This window comes from Exiguobacterium mexicanum, assembly GCF_005960665.1.
GTDB classification, from domain to species: domain Bacteria; phylum Bacillota; class Bacilli; order Exiguobacteriales; family Exiguobacteriaceae; genus Exiguobacterium; species Exiguobacterium mexicanum_A.
Window position 1 is genome coordinate 1424659 of the sequence record NZ_CP040676.1, and the last position, 21180, is coordinate 1445838.

Below are 21180 nucleotides of genomic sequence, written 5' to 3' on the forward strand. Positions count from 1 at the left end.
GCCGGGAAATTTTTCATTGTGCTGCTTGTTTTTCGAGTGGCGGTTCCACACTCTGCACAGCAATCCGTGCAATCGTGAAGCCTGTGAACGCATAGATAATCGAGATGACCGGAACGATGAAGTTCAAGATCGCGTATGGCGCATATTCGAACGCCCCGACGCCGAGCGTCCCGAGAATGAACACACCGCATGTGTTCCATGGGATGAAGACCGACGTCAGTGTCCCGCCGTCCTCGAGTGCCCGGGATAAGCTTTTCGACTGAAGCCCCATTTTCTCATAAGCACCTGCAAACATACGAGATGGAACGACGATCGAGATGTATTGTTCGGAACACGTGGCGTTCGTTGCTACCCCGGCGAGAATCGTCGACGCAATCATCGAACCGGCCGTCTTCGCCAGTTTGACGATTTGATTCATGATCGATTGCAGCATCCCCGAGTATTCTAAAATCCCTCCGAACGTAATCCCGACGATCGTCATCGAGACGGTGTACATCATCGCGTCGAGACCGCCCCGACTGAACAAGTTGTCGACGAGTTCATTACCGGTGTCGATCACATACCCGCTCTGCAACGCCCCGACGCTGTCGGCGAGCGAACCGCCTTGGACGATGACTTGGGCGAGAAAACCGAGCGTAATCCCGACGACGAGTGCCGGAATGGCCGGTACTTTTCTCGCGCCGAGCGCGATGACGAGCCCTGGAATCGTCGTGTAGAGCATATGCCGAATATGTTCGAACAAGTTCGTGTGCGTCAAACCCGCCGCGAGGTTTGTCGTATCCGACAACGGGGACATCTTATCCCCGAAGTATGCCCCTGAGATGACAGCTCCGGCGACCATCGGTGCTGGTATCCCCATACTCAGTCCGATGCCCATCCCGGCGACGCCGATTGTTCCCATCGTCGACCATGAGCTGCCAATCGAGAGCGCGACGACCGAGCAGATGATACAAATCGTCACCAAGAAATAGGCCGGTGAAATAATCGTCAATCCGTAATAAATCATCGTCGCGACGACGCCTCCCCCGATCCAGGCACCGATCGTTAAACTGACCAAGATGATGATGACGACGGCCGGTAGTGCGAGCCGAATCCCTTTGTACATCATCTCCTCGATCTCTTTCCACTTGTACCCGTGTCGCCATGCGACGAGCGACGCGACCGCTGTCCCGACGATAAGTGGGATGTGCGGCCCTTGTTCCAATTTGACAATGGCTACGAGCATGACCCCGATCATGACAAGTAGCGGCAATACCGCCCAGCGAAGCTTCATATCTACCTTGTTCCCCTGTTGTTCCATGTGTCTTCCTCCACGAAAGCGAAAAATTCAGAATTGTCGTTATATTGTCGCTAATAAGTAGATGATAACGCTTACATTTAAAGTTGGCAATAAAAAAATGAACGAGCTCGTCCGGCCCGTCCATCTAGTCAATCGCTTCAATTATCGTTTGCGGCCCGGCGCAACGTATCGGCGAGTAAGGCGGCCGCTTCTGGTAAGACGTCCCGATCGAACGACATATGAGGATGATGGAGCCCCGGTGTCAAGTTCGCGCCGATTCCAATCATCGTCGCATCGAGTCCCGGCTGTTCGACCGTATAGAAATGAAAGTCGTCACTACCTGATGTAATGATCCGGTCGACGAGCGCGCTTTCCCCGAAGCGGTCGACAATCGCTTCGGCCGCATGTCGGCTCGAGCGTTCGCCGATCTCCGCACCCGGTGTGAAGTCTTGCCAGTCCCAGTGGATGGTGACATCATGAAGGACGGCGATTTGCTGCAACAGCGTCTCGACGCGGTCACGTAACGCCAGCAGCTCCTTGTTCTGTTGAGCCCGGACGTCGAGTGAGAACGTCGCGTTCCCGGGGATGATATTCAAATTATCGCTACCGGCCTGGACGCCCGTCAACTTGATCGAATGGGGCTCGAACGGCGACAAGTAGATGCTTTTGAGCATCTGTTGAATCGTAAAGATGACATCTAACGCGTTTTGACCTTGATGCGGTCGCGCGCCATGAGCATCGTCCCCGATAACGCTTCCTCTTAGAAAGAATGCGGCTCCGTGTTGAATCGCAGCCGCATATTGTCCGCGCTGCAATTCCTCGAGCGGTCGCAAGTGGATGCCATACAGCTGACTCACTCCTTCGAGTGCCCCTTTTTGAATCATCGCGAGCGAGCCGTTCCCTTGTTCTTCAGCCGGTTGGAAAATGAAGCGAATCCGCTTCGATAGCATCTCATGTCTCAACAGGTCGAGCGCGCCGAGCACCATGCTGATGTTGGCGTCGTGCCCGCATGAGTGATTGGCTTGAAACGTCCCGTCGACTTGTTGCCATAAGGCATCGATATCGGCCCGGACAGCGATGACGTCATCACCTTGCCCAATCTCTGCGATGACCCCGGTCACGTCCGCAAACGTCTCGTGACGGACTTGCCATGACGTCAAGATGCCGGCAATCGTCTTCGTCGTCTCAACCTCTTTCCAGCTCACTTCCGGATGAGCATGAAAATGCTCAAACCAGTTCAATACGTTCGTCGTCATGATCAATTCCCCCATATGTACTTATATTTTTTTGACCCCTTTGATTAAGAGCCACTGCAGTGGCAATCGGGCCCACGTGACCCATTTTGGGAGCGGTATCTTGCCTAGTTTCGACGGTTTGAGCGCCATGTTGATATTGGCTGGGAACACCGCGATTAAGAAAGCGGGTAATGTCCCTTTCACGAAGCGCGTCCCTTTGTTCATGAGCAACAACACACCATAGACGACCTCGATGACCCCGCTTGCCTGGACCATGAATCGTTTGAACGGCCATGATTTCGGAATAATCAACATGAACGCCCGTTCCTGAATGAAGTGCATGATGCCGGCCCCTAGAAATAAAATCCCGTATAGTTTACGAATCAACTGAACCCCTCCTTTTTTCTAAGCATAACAAAAAAGATGGGCTGCGTGCCCATCTTTACAGTGCGTCTCCATTTGCGTTTTGAATCTCGACATCGACCGTCTCGGTCTTACCGTCACGAACGTATTCGATTGTGACGGTCCCGTCCGTGTCTCGAATCAGTTCACTCCGCAGGTCGATGAACGATGAGACAGCCTGGTCGTTGATTTTCACGATGACATCGCGTGCCTCAAGTCCTGCCCGTGCGGCCGAACTGTTCGCTTGCACTTCAACGATGATCGTGCCCGACGTCACCGACTCCGGCAAATTGATTTGCTCGGTCAAGTACCCCGGTGGGAACTCAGACACGTCTCGGAGCGACACACCGAGCGACGGATGATTCACTTCGCCCGTCTGCTCGATTTGATTGATGAGCGGCAAAGCGATATCGACCGGGATGGAGAAGCCGACCCCTTCGACCGAGTCGGTCGCGATTTTCATCGAGTTGATCCCAATCAATTGTCCTGATTCGTTGATTAACGCGCCACCGGAGTTACCAGGGTTGATGGCCGCGTCCGTCTGAATGACTTCGGCGTTGAAGTCGGCTTGTCCGTTCTCATCCGTATCGACCGGGACGAGACGTGACGTCGACGAGACGATGCCGCGTGTGACCGAGTTCTCAAACTGCCCGAGCGGGTTCCCGATGGCGACGACGGTTTGCCCCGGTTTCAACTCGCTCGACTTTCCAATCGAGATGACGGACGAGACTTTGTCCGCATCGACTTCGAGCACGGCCAAGTCATACGTGGCGTCGCTACCCATCAATTTGGCGTCCGCTGTCGATCCGTCATTGAATGTCACGGTCAAACGGTCAGCACCGTTGACGACGTGATGGTTCGTGACGATGTAAGCCGAGTCGCCGTCTTTTTTATAGATGACACCCGAGCCGACCCCGGCTTCGACAGCTTCACTTGAAAAACCGTTTGACGCGAAATTGTTCACCGTCACGACAGCAGGCTGTGCGGTCGCGACCGCATCGGTGACCGAGCTGTCCGTTGTCGTAGACGTCGTCTGGACCGGCGACCCTTCCGACGTCACGTTCGTATCAGACACATTTGTCGGCACTTGATCGATGAACGGAAAAGCGATGGCGCCAGTCAAGACGGCACCAATCACGCCGCCGACAAACCCAGGGAACATCCGGCCGACGAACGATGGTCGGGCCGGTTGCTCTGCGCGCGACGGTTCTTGTCGTTGTTCTGACGAGCCGAGCTCGGTATCGAGCCAATCCTCGCGGTGATTCTGTTCATTTGATTCTGTTGGACGATCATTGCGTTCCATGTGTAATCATCTCCTATATGATGTTTCCTCTTTGTTCTACCCTTAGTATAAGAGGCATAGTCATCGTTTTGCGGAAATGAAGCATCGATTACAAGATTCTTCACAATTTGCGTCAATTGGGTCAGACGATGACGTTACGGAGCGTCCCGAGTCCTGTGATGCTCACTTCGACCGTGTCTCCTGATTGGAGATAGACGGGCGGCTTCATGCCGTGGCCGACGCCGGCCGGTGTGCCGGTCGCGATGATGTCTCCTGCTTCAAGTGTCATGCCCTTTGACAAAGTCCTAATTAACTCTTCGATCGGGCGAATCATATCCGCCGTCGACCCATCTTGACGTGTCTCGCCATTGACGACCGTTTGAATCGTGAGTGGGAACGAAAGCTCATCCGGTGTGACGATATATGGCCCCATCGGACAGAACGTATCGAACGATTTGCCGCGGAAAAACTGGACGTGTTGTTTTTGCACGTCCCGGGCCGTGATATCGTTTAAAATCGTGTAACCGAAGATATGGGCATCGACGTCGTCGATGTCTCGTCCTGATTTCCCGATGATGACGGCGAGTTCGCCCTCATAGTCGAGCTGGTCGGTCAATTCGGGGTGACGTTCGACGACAGCCTCAGGCCCGACGACCGAGGTTGGTGCTTTCGTGAAGATGACGAGCTTACCGGCCCCCGCCGTATCCATCTCTTTCACGTGCTCCTCGTAATTTTTCCCGATACAGATGACGTTTTTGAGTGGTCGGTATGGCGCGACGAGCGTGACGTCGGTCAATGCGGTCCGAGGTGCGACGTCCAAATCGACATCCGGTTCAAACTCTCGCGCGATGACCTCTAACAATGAAGTCGTATGTAATTGGTCACTGACGTCATAGACGAACACTCCTGCCACGACACCGACCCTTTGTTCTCCTTCCACTTGAAAACTACACCATTTCATCAAAATTCCCCCTTTTTTGCTAGTATACAAAAAATCGGGACACGACGGTCCCGATTACGCTTTGTTCAAGAAAATAATCCGCTGGTTGCTCGATCCTCGAAACCGGAGCGACCGGTCCATTAGCGGCTGTTCGAAACGCCCATCGACGAGCACATCGGCACGGTCGAGCACGCTTGTGACGAATTCGTTGTGCATGGCTTGCAACTGTTCGAACGTATAGCCCGTATACACCCATACGTTTTTCTGGAGCGCCTTGCACCCGTCGACGAGCCTGGCCAATGCTTCCGGTTGCAGGAACGGCTCCCCGCCCGAGATGGTGACACCATCCCATCCGGATTGTTCGACACGGGTGAGCAAGTCCTCGATTGCCACTTCTTCTCCGCCGCGTGGATTCCACGATTCCGGATTGTGACATCCAGGGCATCGATGAGGGCAGCCTGCCATAAAGATAACCGACCGAACACCTGGACCGTCGACGACCGATTCGTCAATTACGGATAGGACGCGCATGATGCTTCACCCTCGCTCGTTCTTCTTCTCGCTTCGCCGAATTCCATCGGTCCATCGTGCCGACCAAATAGCCGGTGATGCGACGAATCCGTTCAATTTGCTCGCGCTCACCACACGTCGGGCACGCTTCGTCGATGATGCCTTCGAGACCGCAGTTGCCGCAACGGTCGACCGGATGGTTGATCGACCCGTAACCGACGTCCTCGGCGCGCATGAGCCGGACGATCGCTTCGACCGCCTCCGCATTATGGGCGAGCGATCCGTCGACTTCGACATACGTGATATGTCCCGCGTCACAGAGCGCATGGTATGGCGCTTCCAAGCGGACTTTGTCCCGAATCGACACCGACTGATATACCGGCACATGAAACGAGTTCGTGTAAAAGGCACGGTCGGTCACACCTTCGATTATCCCGAACGTCTGCTGATCCTTTAAGACGAACTTTCCGGACAACCCTTCGGCCGGGGTGGCCAACAGCGAGAAGTTCAAGTCGTGCCGCTCCGCCGCCTGTCTCATCCGATCACGTAAATGCGTGACGATGGCGAGCCCGAGCCGTTCCGCCTCTCTCGACTCGGCATGCGTGCCACCTGTGAGTACACGAAGCGCTTCAGCGAGACCGATAAATCCGACCGAGAGCGTCCCTTGCTTCAACACCTCGCGTAAATCATCCTCTGGACCGAGCGTCTCTCCGCCCCGCCAGACGTGTTGGGCGTAAAGAAACCGAAATTCATCGGCGTGTCGCTTCGCTTGATAGTCGAACCGTTCGAGCAGTTGATCGATGGCGATGTCGACATAGGCGTCGAGCGTCTCATAAAACGAATGGATGTTCGAAGCGACAAGCGCCATCTTGACCAAGTTCAACGTCGAAAAGGATAAGTTGCCGCGTCCAATCGACGTCTCAGCTCCATGCCGATTCCCCATCACCCGTGTCCGACAACCCATGTAGGCGACTTCCGAGGCGTGCGTCCCGTCGTAGTATTGCAAGTTGAACGGGGCATCGACGAACGAGAAGTTCGGGAATAGCCGTTTGCCCGTCACGCGACAAGCGAGTCGGAACAAGTCGACGTTCGGATCATCCTCATGGAAGTTGACCCCTTCTTTCACTTTAAAGATTTGAATCGGAAAAATCGGTGTCTCCCCGTTGCCGAGCCCCCGCTCGGTCGCATGTAACAACTCTCGAATGAATACCCTGCCCCAACGACTCGTGTCGGTCCCGTAGTTGATGGAGACGAACGGTACTTGTCCACCACCCCGTGAATGCATCGAATTGGCGTTATGGATGAACGCCTCACATGCTTGATATGTCGCTGAAACCGTCTCAGCTTCGGCGACTTCTAGGAGTTGCTCGGACGTCCATTCAACCGGCAGCTTTTTGAGCCGCTCGATTTGACGTTCGTACGTCTTTTCAACGTATGGCGCGAGGTCGACATCAAACATCGGGAACGCTTGACCCCCGTGTTGCATATTCTGGTTCGCTTGAAGAATAATCGATGCGAGAGCCATCGCTGAGCGGATATCTTGGGGTGGCCGAATCGTCCCGTGTCCGGTGTGAAATCCGTTCGTCAGCAAGTGGCCGAGCGGGATTTGACAACACGTCGTCGAGCCTGTCACGTAGTAATCGGCGTCATGGATATACAAAAAGTTGTCCGCGACGGCTTGTCGTGAACGTTCTGATAATAGATAAGCCGTCGACAATTGTTTTGATACTTCTGAGGATAATCGTGCTAGTTTTCCGAGTGGTGATTTCCCGTCGACGTTGGCGTTCTCTTGGATGAGATCTTGGTCTGGGAGAACACAGACATCTTCATAAAGCTGGAACATATTCACTTCATATCACCTCACCATATATTGATTTTTATCAAGACAATCGTTTGATAAAAACCCATATATAGATTATGTCACGTTTAATCAATAAGATGTGAAGTCTAAATTGTGAGCGTTGATTGTGATATAAACGCAAAAACAGTCGAGCCCTCATCTGGACTCGACCGTTTCTTCATGCGGACCAGCTCATACTTTTTCGGCCGGTTTCACGATTTTCAACTAAATTTCTTCTTTTTCTTCTGACTCTTGGGCTTCCCGCAAGCCTTTCGCATTTAACCATGTATAAATCGCACCCATGAACAAAGCACCACCGATAATGTTACCGAACGTTGCCGGAATCAAGTTGTGGATCGCACCGGCAAAGCTGATTGACTCAGGATGTGGGACAACGAGCGTGAGCGCAAACAAGACGAAGTTGGCTATGACGTGATCAAACCCTGACGCAAAGAAAACAGCGACGAGGAAAATCATTGAAAAGATTTGAGCGAACTCGTTTTTCATTTGCTTCGGCAAGAAGATGGCAAGACAAACCATCCAGTTACAGAAGATGGCGCGGAAGAAAATCTCAACCGTCGTGTGATGCATCTTACTCTCGACGACAGCAAACAACCAATTGTCCATCCCGAGTTCTTGGATGACGCCGGTCGGTGCGAGCAACAAAGCGAACAAAACGCCGCCGAGCGCATTCCCGACGAAACAAAGCAACCAGACGAGCATCGTGTCGCTGAGCGTCGTGTACCCTCGCATCGTCGAAGTCGTGAAGTACATCGTATTCCCAGTGAACAGTTCGGCTCCGCCATAGATGATCATGACGAGGGCGATCCCGAATGAGAATCCGCCGATGAGCGTTGTGAACGGAGAATCAATCAAATACATTCCGTTTACGACTTTTAAAGTAAAAATTGAAGCGAATCCGATAAAAATCCCCGCGAGCATTGCTCGTAAAAAGTACTCCATTGGCCGATAATGAATCATTTGGGAAGACGCCTGCGCTTTCTTCCGCAACGATTCGAGTGCATGGATTTCCATTGATGCCATGTCACAAACCCTTCTTTCTGTTTGAATAAACCCATTTAAATAAGAACAAACATGTGAAATCATTAACAATATAAGCCCGAAACGAATAAATTGCAATCGCCCATTCCACATGTTGACACATTTTTCGCATCGTAATCGTTTACATTTGTCGGAATTGTGACTAGAAAAAACGACCCTTGGCAAAGGGCCGTTCGAAATGATTATTCTTTGTTTTCAGAAGCCTCTTCCGACTCTTCCGTTGAAGTTTCTGACGCCTCTTCAGTCGCTTCAACTTCGCCTTCTGTCGCTGTATCAGCTTCAAGGTCTTCGACCGCCACCGGTTCATTCACCGATGCGATTTGAAGATTACCCTCAGATACGATTTCGTAATCTTTGTTCTCTGGAATATCAGCGACAGTGAGCGAGTCACCGATGCCGAGTTCAGAAACATCAAGCTCGATACGCTCCGGAATGTTGGCTGGTGTTGCCGAGACCGTTACTTTATAGAGCGTCTGTGCCAAGTAGCCGCCTTCTTTGACGCCTTTCGCGTCGCCGACAAGTGTGACGTCCGCTTCGACTTCTGTCGCTACGTCCATCTTCACTGCCATAAATTCGACGTGCTTGTATTCGTTCGTGAATGGGTCGACTTCTGTCCCGTGAACGAGTGTGTTCACTTTCTTACCATCGATATTGAGTTCGATCAAAGCGTTGTCGCCGTGTTCACGAAGAATCTTACGAAGTGCCATCTCTTCGAATGCGACCGGTGTGCTTTCAACTTTGTAGCCGTAAACGACACCTAACACTTTTCCTTCTTTACGCAAGTTAGCGCGGACCGAACGTGGTCGTAATTCTCGTTTCGTTACTTTAAGCGTGTCTGCCATAGTCTTTTCCCCCTACTGGTTTATCGATCATGTCTACATCTTGAGGGTGAGGCAGTGAAAAAGCCACCTCTCAACCTCGATGCGTTGAGTGACATGTGTATATTGTTCCCATAGGTACATCTCAATAAACGTTACAGCCGGTTAAAATAAGATTACAACTGTGTCACATGACGCGTTTAAATAGCTTCTCGAGCTCGTACGTGCTCCACTTCACTAAAATCGGACGACCGTGCGGACACGTGTACGGAGACATCGTCTGATTCAAATCGTGAAGCAATTGCCGCATCATCTCGTGGTTCAACGGATGGTTCGCTTTAATCGACCGTTTGCACGCCATCAAAATCGACGCATCTTCCCGATATTTAGCGATGTCAATGGAGCGATCCCGAATCGCCATCTCTATCAAATCACGGACCGTTCCTTCTAAATCATGTTGCGGGTACCACGTCGGAATCTCTCTAACGAGGAACGTATTGCCGCCGAACGGCTCCAATTCGAGACCTGCTTCTTTTAAAAGCGGAGTGACTTCTTCAATCGCGAGCGCCTCTTCTTGCGTGAACTCGAGCGTGAGCGGAAGCAGCAACAACTGGTATTCCTTGTCAGGATTCCCGAGCTGCTCGTAAAACAACTCATATTTGATTCGTTCCTGGGCCGCATGTTGGTCGATGACGTACATCCCGTCCTCGGCACCACAGACGATATAACTCGCATGCAATTGACCGATGACGTCGAGCGGCGGCAACCGCTCTCCTTTCGTCTCGATTGTTTCCGATTCGACAATCGAGTCAATCGGTTCGGGCGCTTCGTTGACGAGCGGCGTCGGCGACCATCGACTCGGGGACGTGACGGGCTCACGTGGAAGCGGATAGTTCCACGTCGGCGCCTCATCCGTAACGGGAGTTCGCTCGACCGTGAAATCAAGTCGCTCTTGTTCGGTCCGCTGGGCCGGGCGCTCCTTCGGTTTGACCGACGGGATCAACCGTTGTTCCCGAAGCGTCAGTTGGACCGTCTCGCGAATCAATTGACAGAGCTCTTTCTCTTTTGAAAGCCGAACTTCTCGTTTCGTCGGGTGAACGTTGACATCGATCAGCATCGGGTCCATGTTCACTTCGAGGACAGCGATCGGATAACGACCAATTGGTAGCAGCGTGTGGTAGCCTTCGAGCACACTTTGGGTCAACGCAAAGTTCTTGATGCTCCGACCGTTCAAGATGAGCGTCACGTACTGCTTGTTCGAACGCGTCACTTCCGGACGGACGAGATGGGCGCTCAAACTATAGTCGTTCGTCTTACTCGACGCCGTGACAATTTGGGCCGCGACTTGTCGGCCATAGATGGCGAGCATGACTTGTTTGATGTCTCCGTTCCCGCTCGTCCTGAGCAGCTCCTTGTCTTCATGGAACGCCGTGAGGCGCACTTCCGGGTGGGACAAGGCGATCCGGTTCAACGTGTCGGTGATGCTCGCCAGTTCCGTCGCGGACGTTTTCAAATACTTCAATCGGGCTGGTGTATTATAGAACAATTGACTGACGGCTATCTCCGTCCCAACGTTCGCCGCGGCCGGTGTTTGCGCCGTGACAACGCCGCCTTGAAGCGTCATCTCGAACCCGTCTTCCTCGGCCCGGCGTGACTTCAGCGTCACATGGCTGACCGAAGCAATCGAGGCGAGCGCCTCCCCACGGAAGCCGAGCGTGCGAATCCGGAACAAGTCGTGCTCGTCCCGAATCTTACTCGTCGCATGACGTAAAAAGGCGCGCGGGGCGTCCTCTTCATAAAACCCGTGCCCGTTATCGCGGACTTTAATGAGACGGATGCCCGCTTCCTCCAAATCGACTTCGATCTTGGTGGCGCCGGCGTCAATCGCGTTCTCGACGAGCTCTTTCACGACCGAGGCCGGTCGCTCGACGACTTCGCCAGCCGCGATTCGGTTGGCCAGTTGTTCCGGTAACTCCTGTATGATTCCCATCGACTCACCCCTTCTTCGCGGATTGTTGGAGCGCATAGACCGCTTGCATCGCCTCGATCGGGTTCATCGCCAACAAATCGAGTTCGAGCAATTGTCGTTTAATCTCGTCTTCCGCCTCAAAGAGCGATAGTTGGGCCACGGGTTCTGCCGTTCCCGGATGTTCAACAGCTGCCCGTTCCGGTTTCGAGTCCGTCTCAAGTTGAGACAAGATGGTCCGCGCCCGTTCAATCAAATCACGGGGCAATTCAGCGAGCTCAGCGACATGAATCCCGTACGACTTATCGGCCCGCCCCGGATGTACTTCATGTAGAAACACGACACGCCCGTCTCGCTCGATGGCGCGGACGTGCACGTTCTCAAGAGCAGGGATCGTGTCTTCGAGCACGGTCAGCTCGTGATAGTGGGTCGAGAACAACGTCTTCGCTCCAATTGTCGAAGCGATGTATTCAACGATAGCCTGGGCGAGCGCCATGCCATCATACGTCGACGTCCCCCGACCGATCTCATCGAGCAAGATGAGGCTGTGTTCGGTCGCCTCTGTCACCGCTTGGCGTGTCTCCGTCATCTCGACCATGAACGTCGACTGACCGCTCACCAAGTCATCGGCCGCACCGATGCGGGTAAAGATTCGATCAAACAATGGAATCTCAGCCGCTTCAGCCGGCACGAACGACCCGATTTGATGCAAGATGGCGATCAAGGCGAATTGACGCATATACGTCGATTTACCGGACATGTTCGGTCCGGTGATTAAGAGCATGCGCCGCGTGTCGTCGAGCGTCAAATCGTTGGCGACGTATTCACCGCGTGGTAGCACCGTCTCGATGACCGGATGGCGCCCACGATCGATTTGGACGTTGTTTGACGTCGTCGGGCGGACGTAGTCCCGTTTTTCGGCGACGATGGCGAGCGCGAGCAAGACGTCTAGCTCACTGAGCGAGCGCGCCAGTTGTTGGAGCGGTTTCGTCTCTTGCTTGACTTGGTCACGCAAGGCGACGAATAAATCATACTCGAGCGTGCAACTCTTCTCTTCAGCCCCGAGAATGAGCGCTTCTTTCTCTTTTAACTCGGGTGTGACGTAACGCTCGGCGTTCGTCAGCGTCTGTTTCCGTTCGTAACGTCCCTCTTCGAGCAGGCGGGCGTTCGCTTTCGTCACTTCCAAGTAATAACCGAAGACACGATTATAGCCGATTTTCAGCGACTTGATGCCGGTCGCGAGCCGCTCTTGTTGCTCGAGATTGGCAATCCATGTCTTTCCGTTCGCTTTCGCCTCGAGCAGTTCGTCGAGTTCGGCCGAATAGCCGGCACGAATCATCCCACCCTCTTTAATCGAGATCGGTGGCGCCTCGACAAGCGCTGCCTGGAGCATGCTGGCCAAGTCGTCGAATGTGTCGAGCGTATCATCGATTTGACGAAGCCGTGAGGCCGTGACGCCTTCGAGCAAGGCCCGCACCGCCGGGATGCGCTCGAGTGTGTTCCGGAGTTGGACGAGGTCACGGGCGTTGGCCGTCCCGTAACCGACTTTGGCGACGAGCCGTTCGATATCGTAGACGTGACGTAGCTGTTCACGCAACTGGTCACGAAGCATGAAGTCATCGACCAAGTTCTCGACCGCATCTTGTCGGTCCCGAATCGCCTGCTCGGTATAGAGCGGCTGTTCGAGCCAACGTTTCAGCAACCGTCCCCCCATCGCCGTCGTCGTCTCATCAAGCAAGGCGAGAAGCGATCCTTTCCGTTCACCGGACCGGGCCGACCGGAACAATTCCAAGTTCCGGGCCGTGTTGGCATCGAGTTGCATATGGGCCTCGACTTCATAGGCGACGGCCGGTTGGAGATGATCGAGGGCGCGTTTTTGCGTGCGCGTCAAATAACCGAACAGCAATTCAAACGCGCTCACTTGCGCCTCGTCTTTCGCTCCGCTCGACAACGGGCTCGCTAGCCGCTCTGTCTGCACCGACAACGGAATGCCGAGTGATGAGAGATGGTCTGCCAACTCGGCGTCATCAACGATGATTTCACTCGGGACCAACCCTTCGACTTCACGTAGGACGGCCTCACGCGACGGTAAGGTCGTCAACCAAGATTCACCTGTCGTCACATCGCCGCGGGCAATCCCGAAACGGCCTGCTACGTTCACGACCGATAGTAAATACCGGTTCTCTTTCTCACCGAGTGCAGCCATGTATGTACCTGGCGTGATGACTTGGATGACTTCACGTTTGACGAGCCCTTTCGTCGCTTTCGGATCTTCCATCTGTTCACAGATGGCCACGTTGAATCCTTTTTCGATCAGTTGTTCAATGTAGATAGCGGACGAGTGATGTGGTACGCCACACATTGGAATCGGGTGCTCAGCGTTCTTCCCGTTTTTCGCGGTCAATGTCAACTCAAGTTCTTTGGCGACGATTTGGGCATCTTCAAAGAACAGCTCGTAAAAGTCACCGAGCCGGTAGAAGAGAAAGGCGTCTGGATAATCGGCCTTGATTGAAAAGTATTGTTTCATCATCGGGGTTTGATGTATCGTTTCCATTCGTGTTCACCTCTAGAAATTAGAACAGCTGACCAAAGGCCAGCTGTCTGTTTGTTAGTATCCGCAGCCGCCGCGTGATTTCTCCGCTGCCATACCGCTTCCTGTTTTACCGGCGAGAACGTCACCGTCCGTCGACTCGATAATGCGATCTGTCACCGAGTTGGCGAGTGTGACCGTCACGTATTGAAGCAAATCGTTCACTTCGACTTGCGTCTCCTGAAACGCCTGGACAACCGGGATCGAATCGAGTTCGTCCATCGCCTTGTCGATTTTCAGCTCAACTTTGGCGAGCGCTTCCGTCTTCCCGTAGTGCTTGCAGTTGACGGCTTCTTTTTGTAAGTATTTGATACGTTTAATCAACGTTTGAACGCGTTCACTTTCGTTCACTTTCGTTTCCGCTTCTTTGAAGCGGGCCACTTCCGGCGTGCTCGCCAATAAGTCGGCTAATTCTCTCGCTTTTTGAATCACAGTTTGATCAGTCACCATCGTAAACCCCTTTGCTCTCTATGATTGAACGCACGTCTTGACGCACGCAAGTATTCCTCATCATTCTACCACGAACTTATGGCAAACGGTACCGCATCGATTCACTTCGAGACGGTCGCCGTCCGAACCATATCGACGTGAGGAATCCCGTCCTCTAAGTACTCCTCGCTCGTTCGTGTGAACCCGAAGCTCGCATAGAACGGCTCCACGTATGTCTGTGCTTGCAAGTACAAATCGCAATCCCCAAAGTCAGCCACGGCTTCTTGCATCAAACGCCGCGAATGGCCTTGTCCCCGATGCGTCGATTTCGTGACGACACGGCCGATGGCGACCGGCGACTCCTCCTCGAGGACACGTAACGCCGCGATCGGGCGACCATCAGCCTCAATCCAGTAATGGACCGCCGCCACGTCTTTCCCATCGACTTCTTGATATGGGCAATCTTGTTCCACGACGAAGATTTCGGTCCGGAGCGCCAATAACTCATAGAGTTCTCTCGTCGTCAATTCGTCAAACCGTTTTTTATGCATCTCCACTTGTCTCCCCTCATAACTTCGAACCGAGCGCTCGGGCGACATGAAGCCCGCTCGTCATCGCCCCGATTGTGCCTGCCCCCGGAAATACTGTATCCCCGCAGACATACAGGTTCGGCAAGGTTGTCCGGTAGCTCGCCGCATGGAACAAAGCTTGTTGCGGTGTTTGGGCATAACCACCGACCGCGCCGTGCGGACGTTTCGTATATTTCACCCACGCCCCTGGTCCCCCGGGCAACATGACAGACGATTCGCCGTTCCAGTCCGGGAACGCTCGACTCACAACCGAGACGAGGCGCTCGGTCCAATCTGTCTCTAGTTTCTCATACGTCGCCTTGTCTTTCCAAGCCTGCCACTCTGTCAAATCGATATGGGTCGAGACGGTGACGGTCCGTTCCGGTCGCTCGGTCCGGAGCGAATCATCTGCGGCTGACATCGAGATGAAGGCGTGTCCTGACGGTAAGTCATCGCTATACACTTGTTGGAAGAGCGGACGTCCCGTGCACACCGCTTCCGGTAACGTAATGTACAGACTGAACGTCCCCCATTGCGTACGTTCCAGTTGACGGCCATACTGTCTTTGGAATTGCCTCGCTGCTTGTCCCGTGACCAACTGCGCGGTCGCCTCGAGCGGAATGGCCGATACGACGACATCGACGAGGTCGAGCCGGCCCCGACGATCGGTCAAAAGCCAACCGTCCGCCATGCGCTCGACTTTGACGATTTGCCGGCCGAGGAGCGTGGTCCCGCCGTTTTGGCGAATCGAGCGTTCCAAGGCGTGGCCGAGCGTATACAAGCCCCCGTCGACGTAATAAGCCCCTTCATGGTAAATCGATAAGGCGACGGCCGCGAGCAAGTGGCTCGCCTCGCGAGCTCCAGTCTGCAAGCTATCGAGCAAAATCCCGTCGATGACCCGTTCAAACATCGTCCCTTTCAATCGATGATGCGATAGCGTGGCCCCGAGCGGTCGATACAGCTTTCGGAACGCCAAGAGCTGTGCCGGTCGAAACGCACGTATCGCAAGCGTCGCATCACGAATCGTCCGAAATGGCAAAGCTGGTAACGATTCAAATAAAGGCCGGATCGTCTCAAAGTCACTCCACACTTCTTCAAAGAAAGCATGAATTCGCGGGGCGAGGTCAGGAAACGTCGATTCGAGTTCTGCTAAAAACTGATCCCGGTCTTGATGATAATGGACGGTCTTTCCATCGAGATGAATATGCATCACCTCGCTTAACGGACGAACGTCAATCGTTTCCCCTAAATAAGATAAGACCCGCTCATGTAGCCCGCCCGGCTCAAACCCCATCCCGAGCGTCGCTCCGGCCGGGAACCGATAGTCGCCGCGTTCGAACTTACCGGCGCAACCGCCCCATTCTCGTGACGACTCGTACACGGTCACGTCATGCCCGATTCGGCTCACGAGCGCCCCCGTCGTCAGTCCGCCGATCCCACCGCCAATAATCCCGATTCGCATATTAATCCCCTCCTGTCTTCATCATACATGGCTTCCCGAAGTCGGAGACATTTCGACGTGTTCCATCGACATATTTCGCACGTCAGGCAGGGTTCTGCGAGAAGATGGCGAAAAAAAATCGTATAAAGGACAGGTGAAACCATATGCGAAGTCGGGTCATCATTTATCTGCTCATCCCTATCTTGATTTTTATCGGTATCCTGATTACACCTCCATCAGAAGAATCACAAAAAGTGGCCACCATGACGGCCGTCAACATTCAAGAGATGATTCCGTATGAACGCGAGTACACGGCACAAAAAGTATTACTCGAGGAAATGAACGATGGCCGCGAGGCGATTATCGAGGAGTGGCGGCTCGAGCGCGGGGCCAGGACGACATATAGTTACGTTCTGCGGCTCCAAGGGTTCGAGACGGTGATTCAAGTCGATGCCGGGGCGGCCAACACGCGTTCGGACGGTTATTATGCCATGCAGGCGCACAGTCCCGTGTTCGAAGCGGACGAACCGCTGTCGACCGGTTATCCGATTGTGCTCTTCGCCAGCGAGCAACGGCTCGTTTTAAACCAGATGGAAGTTCGTGTTCTTTATGAAGAAGACGGTAAGATTGAAAAATGGCGCATCCTTGAATCTGAAAAATCTTAAAATAATATGAACAACGTCGAAGACATCAAGCGTGAAGCGAGAGCCTTGCTCGACAGCGGGCCCGAGGCTTGGGCGGACGAGACGATCGAGATGAAACGATACTTTCTGACCGATGTGCTTGATGACTTGATCGGATGCACAAGTCGTGCAGAGGGCTTGTTCATGGCGAGCACCCTCGCCACGTTGGTCTGTGAGTTCATCCTACGCACGAATCGACAATGGATGGGCTCCTCCAAATGGACATACCGCGCTCTCGACCGCTACGATACGCATGCAGCCCGAGAGCTCGTCGCTGCCCTCGAACGCTATTATCAAACGAACGAACCCGACGCGCTCATCCGTTACGTCGATGAGACGCTCTCCCCGTTCGGCGGCCGGTTGTTCGCCGGATTCAGCCGCGGGAAATCAAACGAAACGTGAGGGTACTCCATGTTCTTTCTTCAAATGTCCGGTTTCCCTGGGTCCCGCAAATCGACGCTGTCTCGGGAAATCGCTCGTCGACTGGATGCGATCATCGTCGATCACGATGTCACGAAGACGGCACTGCTTGAATCGACTTCACAACACCGTTTATGCATACGCTTACAATTGATACGGATCGCCCCCTCGAGACGTATTTACCCGACGCCATCGCCTATCTCCAGGCGATGGATTGACCACCTGATGCATCCTGTGACTTTTTCTTGGATGTATTTTTTTTATCGTTTTTTTGTATTTTTATGCTTTACAATTAATAATCATACATATACACTTAGTCTCATATCTTGAAGGAGGAATTCATACATGAAAAAGTGGGTCATTACAGGGGGATTAGTGGCAAGTGCATTACTAGCAGGATGTAGCCAAGAGACGACGGGCGAAGAGAAAAAAACACTCGTCATGGGGACGAGCGCCGATTACTTCCCGTATGAGTTTGTCGATACGGCGAACGGGGATGAGATTGTCGGATTTGATATCGAGATCGCCGAAACCGTCACGGAACGCCTCGGCTACGAACTCAAAATTGAAGACATGGACTTCGGCAGCCTGCTCGGGGCACTCAACGCCGGACGTGTCGACTTCGTTATGGCCGGTATGACGCCGACCGAAGAGCGGAAAGAAAATGCCGCCTTCTCGGATATCTACTTGTCGGCGACGAACTTAGTCATGACGAAAGATGAGTCACTCGAGTCGATTGAGGCGCTCGCCGGCAAGAAAATCGGCGTCCAAACCGCTTCGATTCAAGAGAACATCGCCAAAGACCAAGCTCCGGAGGCAGAGCTCGTCTCATTGAACAAGATTCCAGAGATCGTCCAAGAGTTGAATACGGGTCGGATCGACGCGATGGTCATCGAGGACACGGTCGCCCAAAAATACTTGGACCAAGATGCCGGACTGTACACGTTCGCCTTGAAAGAAGATGGCGAGAAAGGTTCAGCAGCCGCCTTTAAATTGGAGGACGACCTTCGCGATCAGTTCAACGAGGAGTTGAACAAGATGATTGACTCAGGTGAAATCGACAAACTCGCCAAAAAATGGTTCTCGATGGAGCCGACGGAATGAGACCAGTCTCGCTGCCGATTTATCCAGTCACCTATCCAGACGGGTACCGTTTGAATCAAAACGAGAGTCAGTTCCCGGTGCCGTCCCGCCTCTATGACCAGCTCGCGACGATTTCGTTCCAAGACTTGCATGAGTATCCGGTCCAACCGATTGACGAGTTGTTCACCCGTTATGCGGCCTACGCCGGTGTCGAGCCGAATCAATTGCTCGTCGGTTGCGGCAGTGACGAGATGATTCACGTCGTCACCCAGGCGCTGTTGGCACCGGAAGACGTCGTCTTGTCACCGAGCCCGGATTTCGCACTCTATCCGATCTTCACGACAATCGCGCACGGCCGGCACGTGCAAGCCGATGACCTGTCGTATGACGCACTCGTCCAGGCGATCACGCAACACACACCGAAGCTGTTGCTGTTGTCGAACCCGAACAATCCGACCGGAAAATTGTGGAGCGTCGCTGAATTGGCCGAACTCGCGGGACTCGTGCCGTACTTGATCGTCGACGAAGCCTATATCGACTTCACACCGACGTCGAGCATGGTGGCCCATCTTGATGCATTCACGAACGTGATTGTACTGCGGACGTTATCGAAGGCGTTTGGCCTGGCCAACGTCCGCCTCGGTTTCATAGTCACGACGACCGAACTCGCCGCTTATTTCCGTCAGTTCGTCCCGCCATTCAACATTAGCGGTGTCAGCGCGAAAATCGCCAACATCTTTTTACAAAATGCGACGTATCTCGATGAGGCCATCGCATGGCACGCCGACATGCGCGGACAGTGGACCGACTTGTTCGCCACCATCGGACACGTCCATCCCGCCGAGGCGAACTTCATTTACGTCACGCTCGATGAGCCGGAGGCCGTTTGGGCCCACCTCGTCGCGCATGGCGTTCACACATCGAAACAACCGAACGGGATTCGCATCACGCTCGGCAATGAATCTGCTCTCGAAGCAGCACGTCAGGCACTGGTCACCTACGCGTCACAACCGACAGCATAAGCAAACGACCCGACATCACGTCGGGTCGTTTCGTCATGGTATGAACTTGAGCACTTTCGCCGGATTCCCCCCGACGACGGCACGGGCTGGCACGTCTTTCGTCACAACGGCGCCAGAGGCGATGACGGCATCGTCCCCGACTGTCACCCCTGGGTTTAGAATGGCACCGCCGCCGATCCATACCCGATGTCCGACCGCGACCGGTTTCCCGTATTCAAGACCCGAGATCCGTTCGGTCGGGTCGAGCGGATGCGTCGCTGTATACACGTGCACACCAGGACCGAGCATGCAATCGTCACCGAATGTGATCGGACAGATGTCGAGGAATACGCAATCAAAGTTAGCGAAGAACCGTTCTCCGAGATGAATGTTATAACCGTAGTCGCATTTGAACGTAGGCTCCAAATAAAACGAACTTCCGGTCGAGCCGAACAGCTCCGCTAACACTGCTTTTCGGTCGTCGAGTTCATCGATCCCGGATCGATTAAATCGTTCCGTCAAACGCCGGGCCTGACGCCGGTCGGCGACGAGTTCCTCGTCCCCGGCCAAGTAAAGCTCGCCCCGAATCATCTTTTCTTTTTCAGTCATCTGCATCTCCCCCTATTCTGTCATCATTATAGAGGAATTTCTAGCGAAATGGGGAATAGGAACATGACGAACTAGAGGAGGAATAGACAGATGAAACGAATTCTTGATTGCAGAGCCAGTGATTTCTTGACGTTCAACCGCTCGGATTTGATTGGATCGATTCGCAAAGCCGAAGGCCGGACCGTACTCGCCGAAGTCATCCCGACCGTACAACCACTCTATCCGGAAGTGACGAACGCCGAACTCGCGCGGGCGTTCGGTGCCGACATGATTCTTTTGAACATGCTCGACGTGTTCCACCCGTACATAAAAGGTCTCGAAAGCCACGCCTTGTTCGGAAACATGCCGGGCGAGACGATGTCTGACAATCCAATCATGGAATTGAAGCGGCTCGTCGGTCTCCCGCTCGGGGTCAACCTCGAACCGGTCGACTTCTCTGAGAAATCGGAGGATATGTATGATGTGAAACAAGGACGGCTCGCGACACGGGAAGCGTTCGCCAGAGCGTCAGAGCTCGGCATCGACTTCATCTGCCTGACCGGAAACCCGAACACCGGGGTGACGAACGAGGCGATCGAGCAAGCCATCATCAACGCGCGCCAAGAGTTCGCGGGCGTCATCATCGCCGGGAAGATGCATCAAGCCGGCGTCGGCCGTGTACTTGATCAAGAGGCGTACGTCCGTTTTGCTGAAGCCGGGGCCGATATCATCTTGATTCCAGCGCCCGGCACCGTTCCTGGCGTCCGTGAAGATGAATTCTATGAAGTCACGCGCGAGATTCAGGCGTTGGATAAACTCGTCGTCGCCGCCATCGGCACATCACAGGAAGGGTCCGATGAAGCGACGATTCGTGACATCGCCTTGTCCTCGAAGCGCGGTGGGACGGACATCTTCCATATCGGCGATGCTGGGCTGTCCGGAATCGCCACACCGGAGAATATCCAGGCGTTATCGATTGCGATTCGGGGACGGCGCCATACGTACATCCGTATGGCCGCCTCGGTCAACCGCTAATCAAAAG

The 21180-nt window shown here is 53.7% G+C and carries 20 protein-coding genes and 1 pseudogene; 6 read left to right on the plus strand and 15 right to left on the minus strand.

Going from position 1 to position 21180, the window contains the following annotated elements:
- Positions 1-13: 13 nt before the first annotated feature.
- The 14 genes from FED52_RS07715 to FED52_RS07780 all read right to left on the minus strand — a co-directional run bounded on the left by FED52_RS07715 (position 14) and on the right by FED52_RS07780 (position 16384).
- On the minus strand, positions 14-1300 hold the full coding sequence (locus FED52_RS07715) for a Na+/H+ antiporter NhaC family protein (RefSeq protein WP_431189066.1): 1287 nt from the start codon (positions 1298-1300) through the stop codon (positions 14-16).
- 137 nt (positions 1301-1437) lie between these two features.
- On the minus strand, positions 1438-2535 hold the full coding sequence (locus tag FED52_RS07720; protein WP_138859508.1) for an amidohydrolase: 1098 nt from the start codon (positions 2533-2535) through the stop codon (positions 1438-1440).
- Positions 2536-2556: 21 nt separating this feature from the next.
- Complete coding sequence (locus FED52_RS07725) at positions 2557-2901, minus strand: DoxX family protein (protein WP_205729335.1); 345 nt, start codon at positions 2899-2901, stop codon at positions 2557-2559.
- Between the two features lie 55 nt (positions 2902-2956).
- Positions 2957-4219, minus strand: a complete 1263-nt coding sequence (locus FED52_RS07730; RefSeq protein WP_138859509.1) for a S1C family serine protease — start codon at positions 4217-4219, stop codon at positions 2957-2959.
- Positions 4220-4340: 121 nt separating this feature from the next.
- Entirely contained in the window at positions 4341-5159 is an 819-nt protein-coding gene (locus tag FED52_RS07735) for a fumarylacetoacetate hydrolase family protein (protein WP_138859510.1), read from the minus strand.
- 54 nt (positions 5160-5213) lie between these two features.
- Positions 5214-5669: an anaerobic ribonucleoside-triphosphate reductase activating protein gene (gene nrdG, locus FED52_RS07740; protein WP_138859511.1), complete on the minus strand. Its 456-nt coding sequence runs from the start codon at positions 5667-5669 to the stop codon at positions 5214-5216.
- Positions 5647-7491, minus strand: coding sequence for an anaerobic ribonucleoside triphosphate reductase (locus tag FED52_RS07745; protein ID WP_138860310.1), 1845 nt, complete (start codon positions 7489-7491; stop codon positions 5647-5649). The genes nrdG and FED52_RS07745 overlap by 23 nt, the downstream gene beginning before the upstream one ends.
- A 222-nt stretch (positions 7492-7713) precedes the next feature.
- Positions 7714-8523: a formate/nitrite transporter family protein gene (locus FED52_RS07750; protein WP_138860311.1), complete on the minus strand. Its 810-nt coding sequence runs from the start codon at positions 8521-8523 to the stop codon at positions 7714-7716.
- 209 nt (positions 8524-8732) lie between these two features.
- Positions 8733-9392: a 50S ribosomal protein L25/general stress protein Ctc gene (locus tag FED52_RS07755; RefSeq protein ID WP_138859512.1), complete on the minus strand. Its 660-nt coding sequence runs from the start codon at positions 9390-9392 to the stop codon at positions 8733-8735.
- A gap of 163 nt (positions 9393-9555) precedes the next feature.
- Positions 9556-11358: a DNA mismatch repair endonuclease MutL gene (mutL, locus tag FED52_RS07760; protein ID WP_138859513.1), complete on the minus strand. Its 1803-nt coding sequence runs from the start codon at positions 11356-11358 to the stop codon at positions 9556-9558.
- A gap of 4 nt (positions 11359-11362) precedes the next feature.
- Positions 11363-13888 carry a DNA mismatch repair protein MutS gene (gene mutS, locus FED52_RS07765; RefSeq protein WP_138859514.1) on the minus strand — a complete coding sequence of 842 codons (2526 nt, stop codon included), beginning with the start codon at positions 13886-13888 and terminating at the stop codon, positions 11363-11365.
- Between the two features lie 54 nt (positions 13889-13942).
- Positions 13943-14374, minus strand: coding sequence for a YlbF/YmcA family competence regulator (locus FED52_RS07770; protein WP_021067281.1), 432 nt, complete (start codon positions 14372-14374; stop codon positions 13943-13945).
- Between the two features lie 101 nt (positions 14375-14475).
- Complete coding sequence (locus FED52_RS07775; protein WP_138859515.1) at positions 14476-14904, minus strand: GNAT family N-acetyltransferase; 429 nt, start codon at positions 14902-14904, stop codon at positions 14476-14478.
- Between the two features lie 16 nt (positions 14905-14920).
- Positions 14921-16384: a phytoene desaturase family protein gene (locus tag FED52_RS07780; RefSeq protein ID WP_138859516.1), complete on the minus strand. Its 1464-nt coding sequence runs from the start codon at positions 16382-16384 to the stop codon at positions 14921-14923.
- A 143-nt stretch (positions 16385-16527) separates the two neighbouring features.
- Between FED52_RS07780 and FED52_RS07785 the strand changes: the two genes are divergently transcribed.
- The 5 genes and pseudogenes from FED52_RS07785 to FED52_RS07805 all read left to right on the plus strand — a co-directional run bounded on the left by FED52_RS07785 (position 16528) and on the right by FED52_RS07805 (position 19571).
- Positions 16528-17028 (plus strand): hypothetical protein, encoded by a 501-nt coding sequence (locus FED52_RS07785; RefSeq protein WP_138859517.1) that lies wholly within the window; start codon positions 16528-16530, stop codon positions 17026-17028.
- Between the two features lie 6 nt (positions 17029-17034).
- Positions 17035-17448, plus strand: coding sequence for a nucleotidyltransferase (locus tag FED52_RS07790; RefSeq protein ID WP_138859518.1), 414 nt, complete (start codon positions 17035-17037; stop codon positions 17446-17448).
- A 9-nt stretch (positions 17449-17457) separates the two neighbouring features.
- Positions 17458-17601, plus strand: a pseudogene (locus FED52_RS13990) (AAA family ATPase); the annotation flags it as partial.
- A gap of 210 nt (positions 17602-17811) precedes the next feature.
- Positions 17812-18570, plus strand: coding sequence for a transporter substrate-binding domain-containing protein (locus FED52_RS07800; protein ID WP_034777396.1), 759 nt, complete (start codon positions 17812-17814; stop codon positions 18568-18570).
- Positions 18567-19571, plus strand: a complete 1005-nt coding sequence (locus FED52_RS07805; protein WP_138859519.1) for a pyridoxal phosphate-dependent aminotransferase — start codon at positions 18567-18569, stop codon at positions 19569-19571. The genes FED52_RS07800 and FED52_RS07805 overlap by 4 nt, the downstream gene beginning before the upstream one ends.
- A gap of 33 nt (positions 19572-19604) precedes the next feature.
- Here the strand turns inward: FED52_RS07805 and FED52_RS07810 are convergent, their stop codons facing one another.
- Complete coding sequence (locus tag FED52_RS07810) at positions 19605-20159, minus strand: maltose acetyltransferase domain-containing protein (RefSeq protein WP_034777394.1); 555 nt, start codon at positions 20157-20159, stop codon at positions 19605-19607.
- Between the two features lie 90 nt (positions 20160-20249).
- On the opposite strand from FED52_RS07810, the gene FED52_RS07815 reads away from it, so the two are divergent.
- On the plus strand, positions 20250-21173 hold the full coding sequence (locus FED52_RS07815) for a DUF7916 family protein (RefSeq protein ID WP_034777393.1): 924 nt from the start codon (positions 20250-20252) through the stop codon (positions 21171-21173).
- Positions 21174-21180 lie beyond the last annotated feature (7 nt).

Coding starts and splice junctions, on each gene's coding strand:
- mutS (WP_138859514.1), bottom strand. CDS start 13,888: ATGGAAACGATACATCAAACCCCGATGATGAAACAATACTTTTCAATC.
- FED52_RS07815 (WP_034777393.1), top strand. CDS start 20,250: ATGAAACGAATTCTTGATTGCAGAGCCAGTGATTTCTTGACGTTCAAC.
- FED52_RS07715 (WP_431189066.1), bottom strand. CDS start 1,300: ATGGAACAACAGGGGAACAAGGTAGATATGAAGCTTCGCTGGGCGGTA.
- FED52_RS07775 (WP_138859515.1), bottom strand. CDS start 14,904: ATGCATAAAAAACGGTTTGACGAATTGACGACGAGAGAACTCTATGAG.
- FED52_RS07745 (WP_138860310.1), bottom strand. CDS start 7,491: ATGTTCCAGCTTTATGAAGATGTCTGTGTTCTCCCAGACCAAGATCTC.
- mutL (WP_138859513.1), bottom strand. CDS start 11,358: ATGGGAATCATACAGGAGTTACCGGAACAACTGGCCAACCGAATCGCG.
- nrdG (WP_138859511.1), bottom strand. CDS start 5,669: ATGCGCGTCCTATCCGTAATTGACGAATCGGTCGTCGACGGTCCAGGT.
- FED52_RS07720 (WP_138859508.1), bottom strand. CDS start 2,535: ATGACGACGAACGTATTGAACTGGTTTGAGCATTTTCATGCTCATCCG.
- FED52_RS07785 (WP_138859517.1), top strand. CDS start 16,528: ATGCGAAGTCGGGTCATCATTTATCTGCTCATCCCTATCTTGATTTTT.
- FED52_RS07750 (WP_138860311.1), bottom strand. CDS start 8,523: ATGGAAATCCATGCACTCGAATCGTTGCGGAAGAAAGCGCAGGCGTCT.
- FED52_RS07730 (WP_138859509.1), bottom strand. CDS start 4,219: ATGGAACGCAATGATCGTCCAACAGAATCAAATGAACAGAATCACCGC.
- FED52_RS07755 (WP_138859512.1), bottom strand. CDS start 9,392: ATGGCAGACACGCTTAAAGTAACGAAACGAGAATTACGACCACGTTCG.
- FED52_RS07805 (WP_138859519.1), top strand. CDS start 18,567: ATGAGACCAGTCTCGCTGCCGATTTATCCAGTCACCTATCCAGACGGG.
- FED52_RS07790 (WP_138859518.1), top strand. CDS start 17,035: ATGAACAACGTCGAAGACATCAAGCGTGAAGCGAGAGCCTTGCTCGAC.
- FED52_RS07735 (WP_138859510.1), bottom strand. CDS start 5,159: ATGAAATGGTGTAGTTTTCAAGTGGAAGGAGAACAAAGGGTCGGTGTC.
- FED52_RS07780 (WP_138859516.1), bottom strand. CDS start 16,384: ATGCGAATCGGGATTATTGGCGGTGGGATCGGCGGACTGACGACGGGG.
- FED52_RS07810 (WP_034777394.1), bottom strand. CDS start 20,159: ATGACTGAAAAAGAAAAGATGATTCGGGGCGAGCTTTACTTGGCCGGG.
- FED52_RS07770 (WP_021067281.1), bottom strand. CDS start 14,374: ATGGTGACTGATCAAACTGTGATTCAAAAAGCGAGAGAATTAGCCGAC.
- FED52_RS07800 (WP_034777396.1), top strand. CDS start 17,812: ATGAAAAAGTGGGTCATTACAGGGGGATTAGTGGCAAGTGCATTACTA.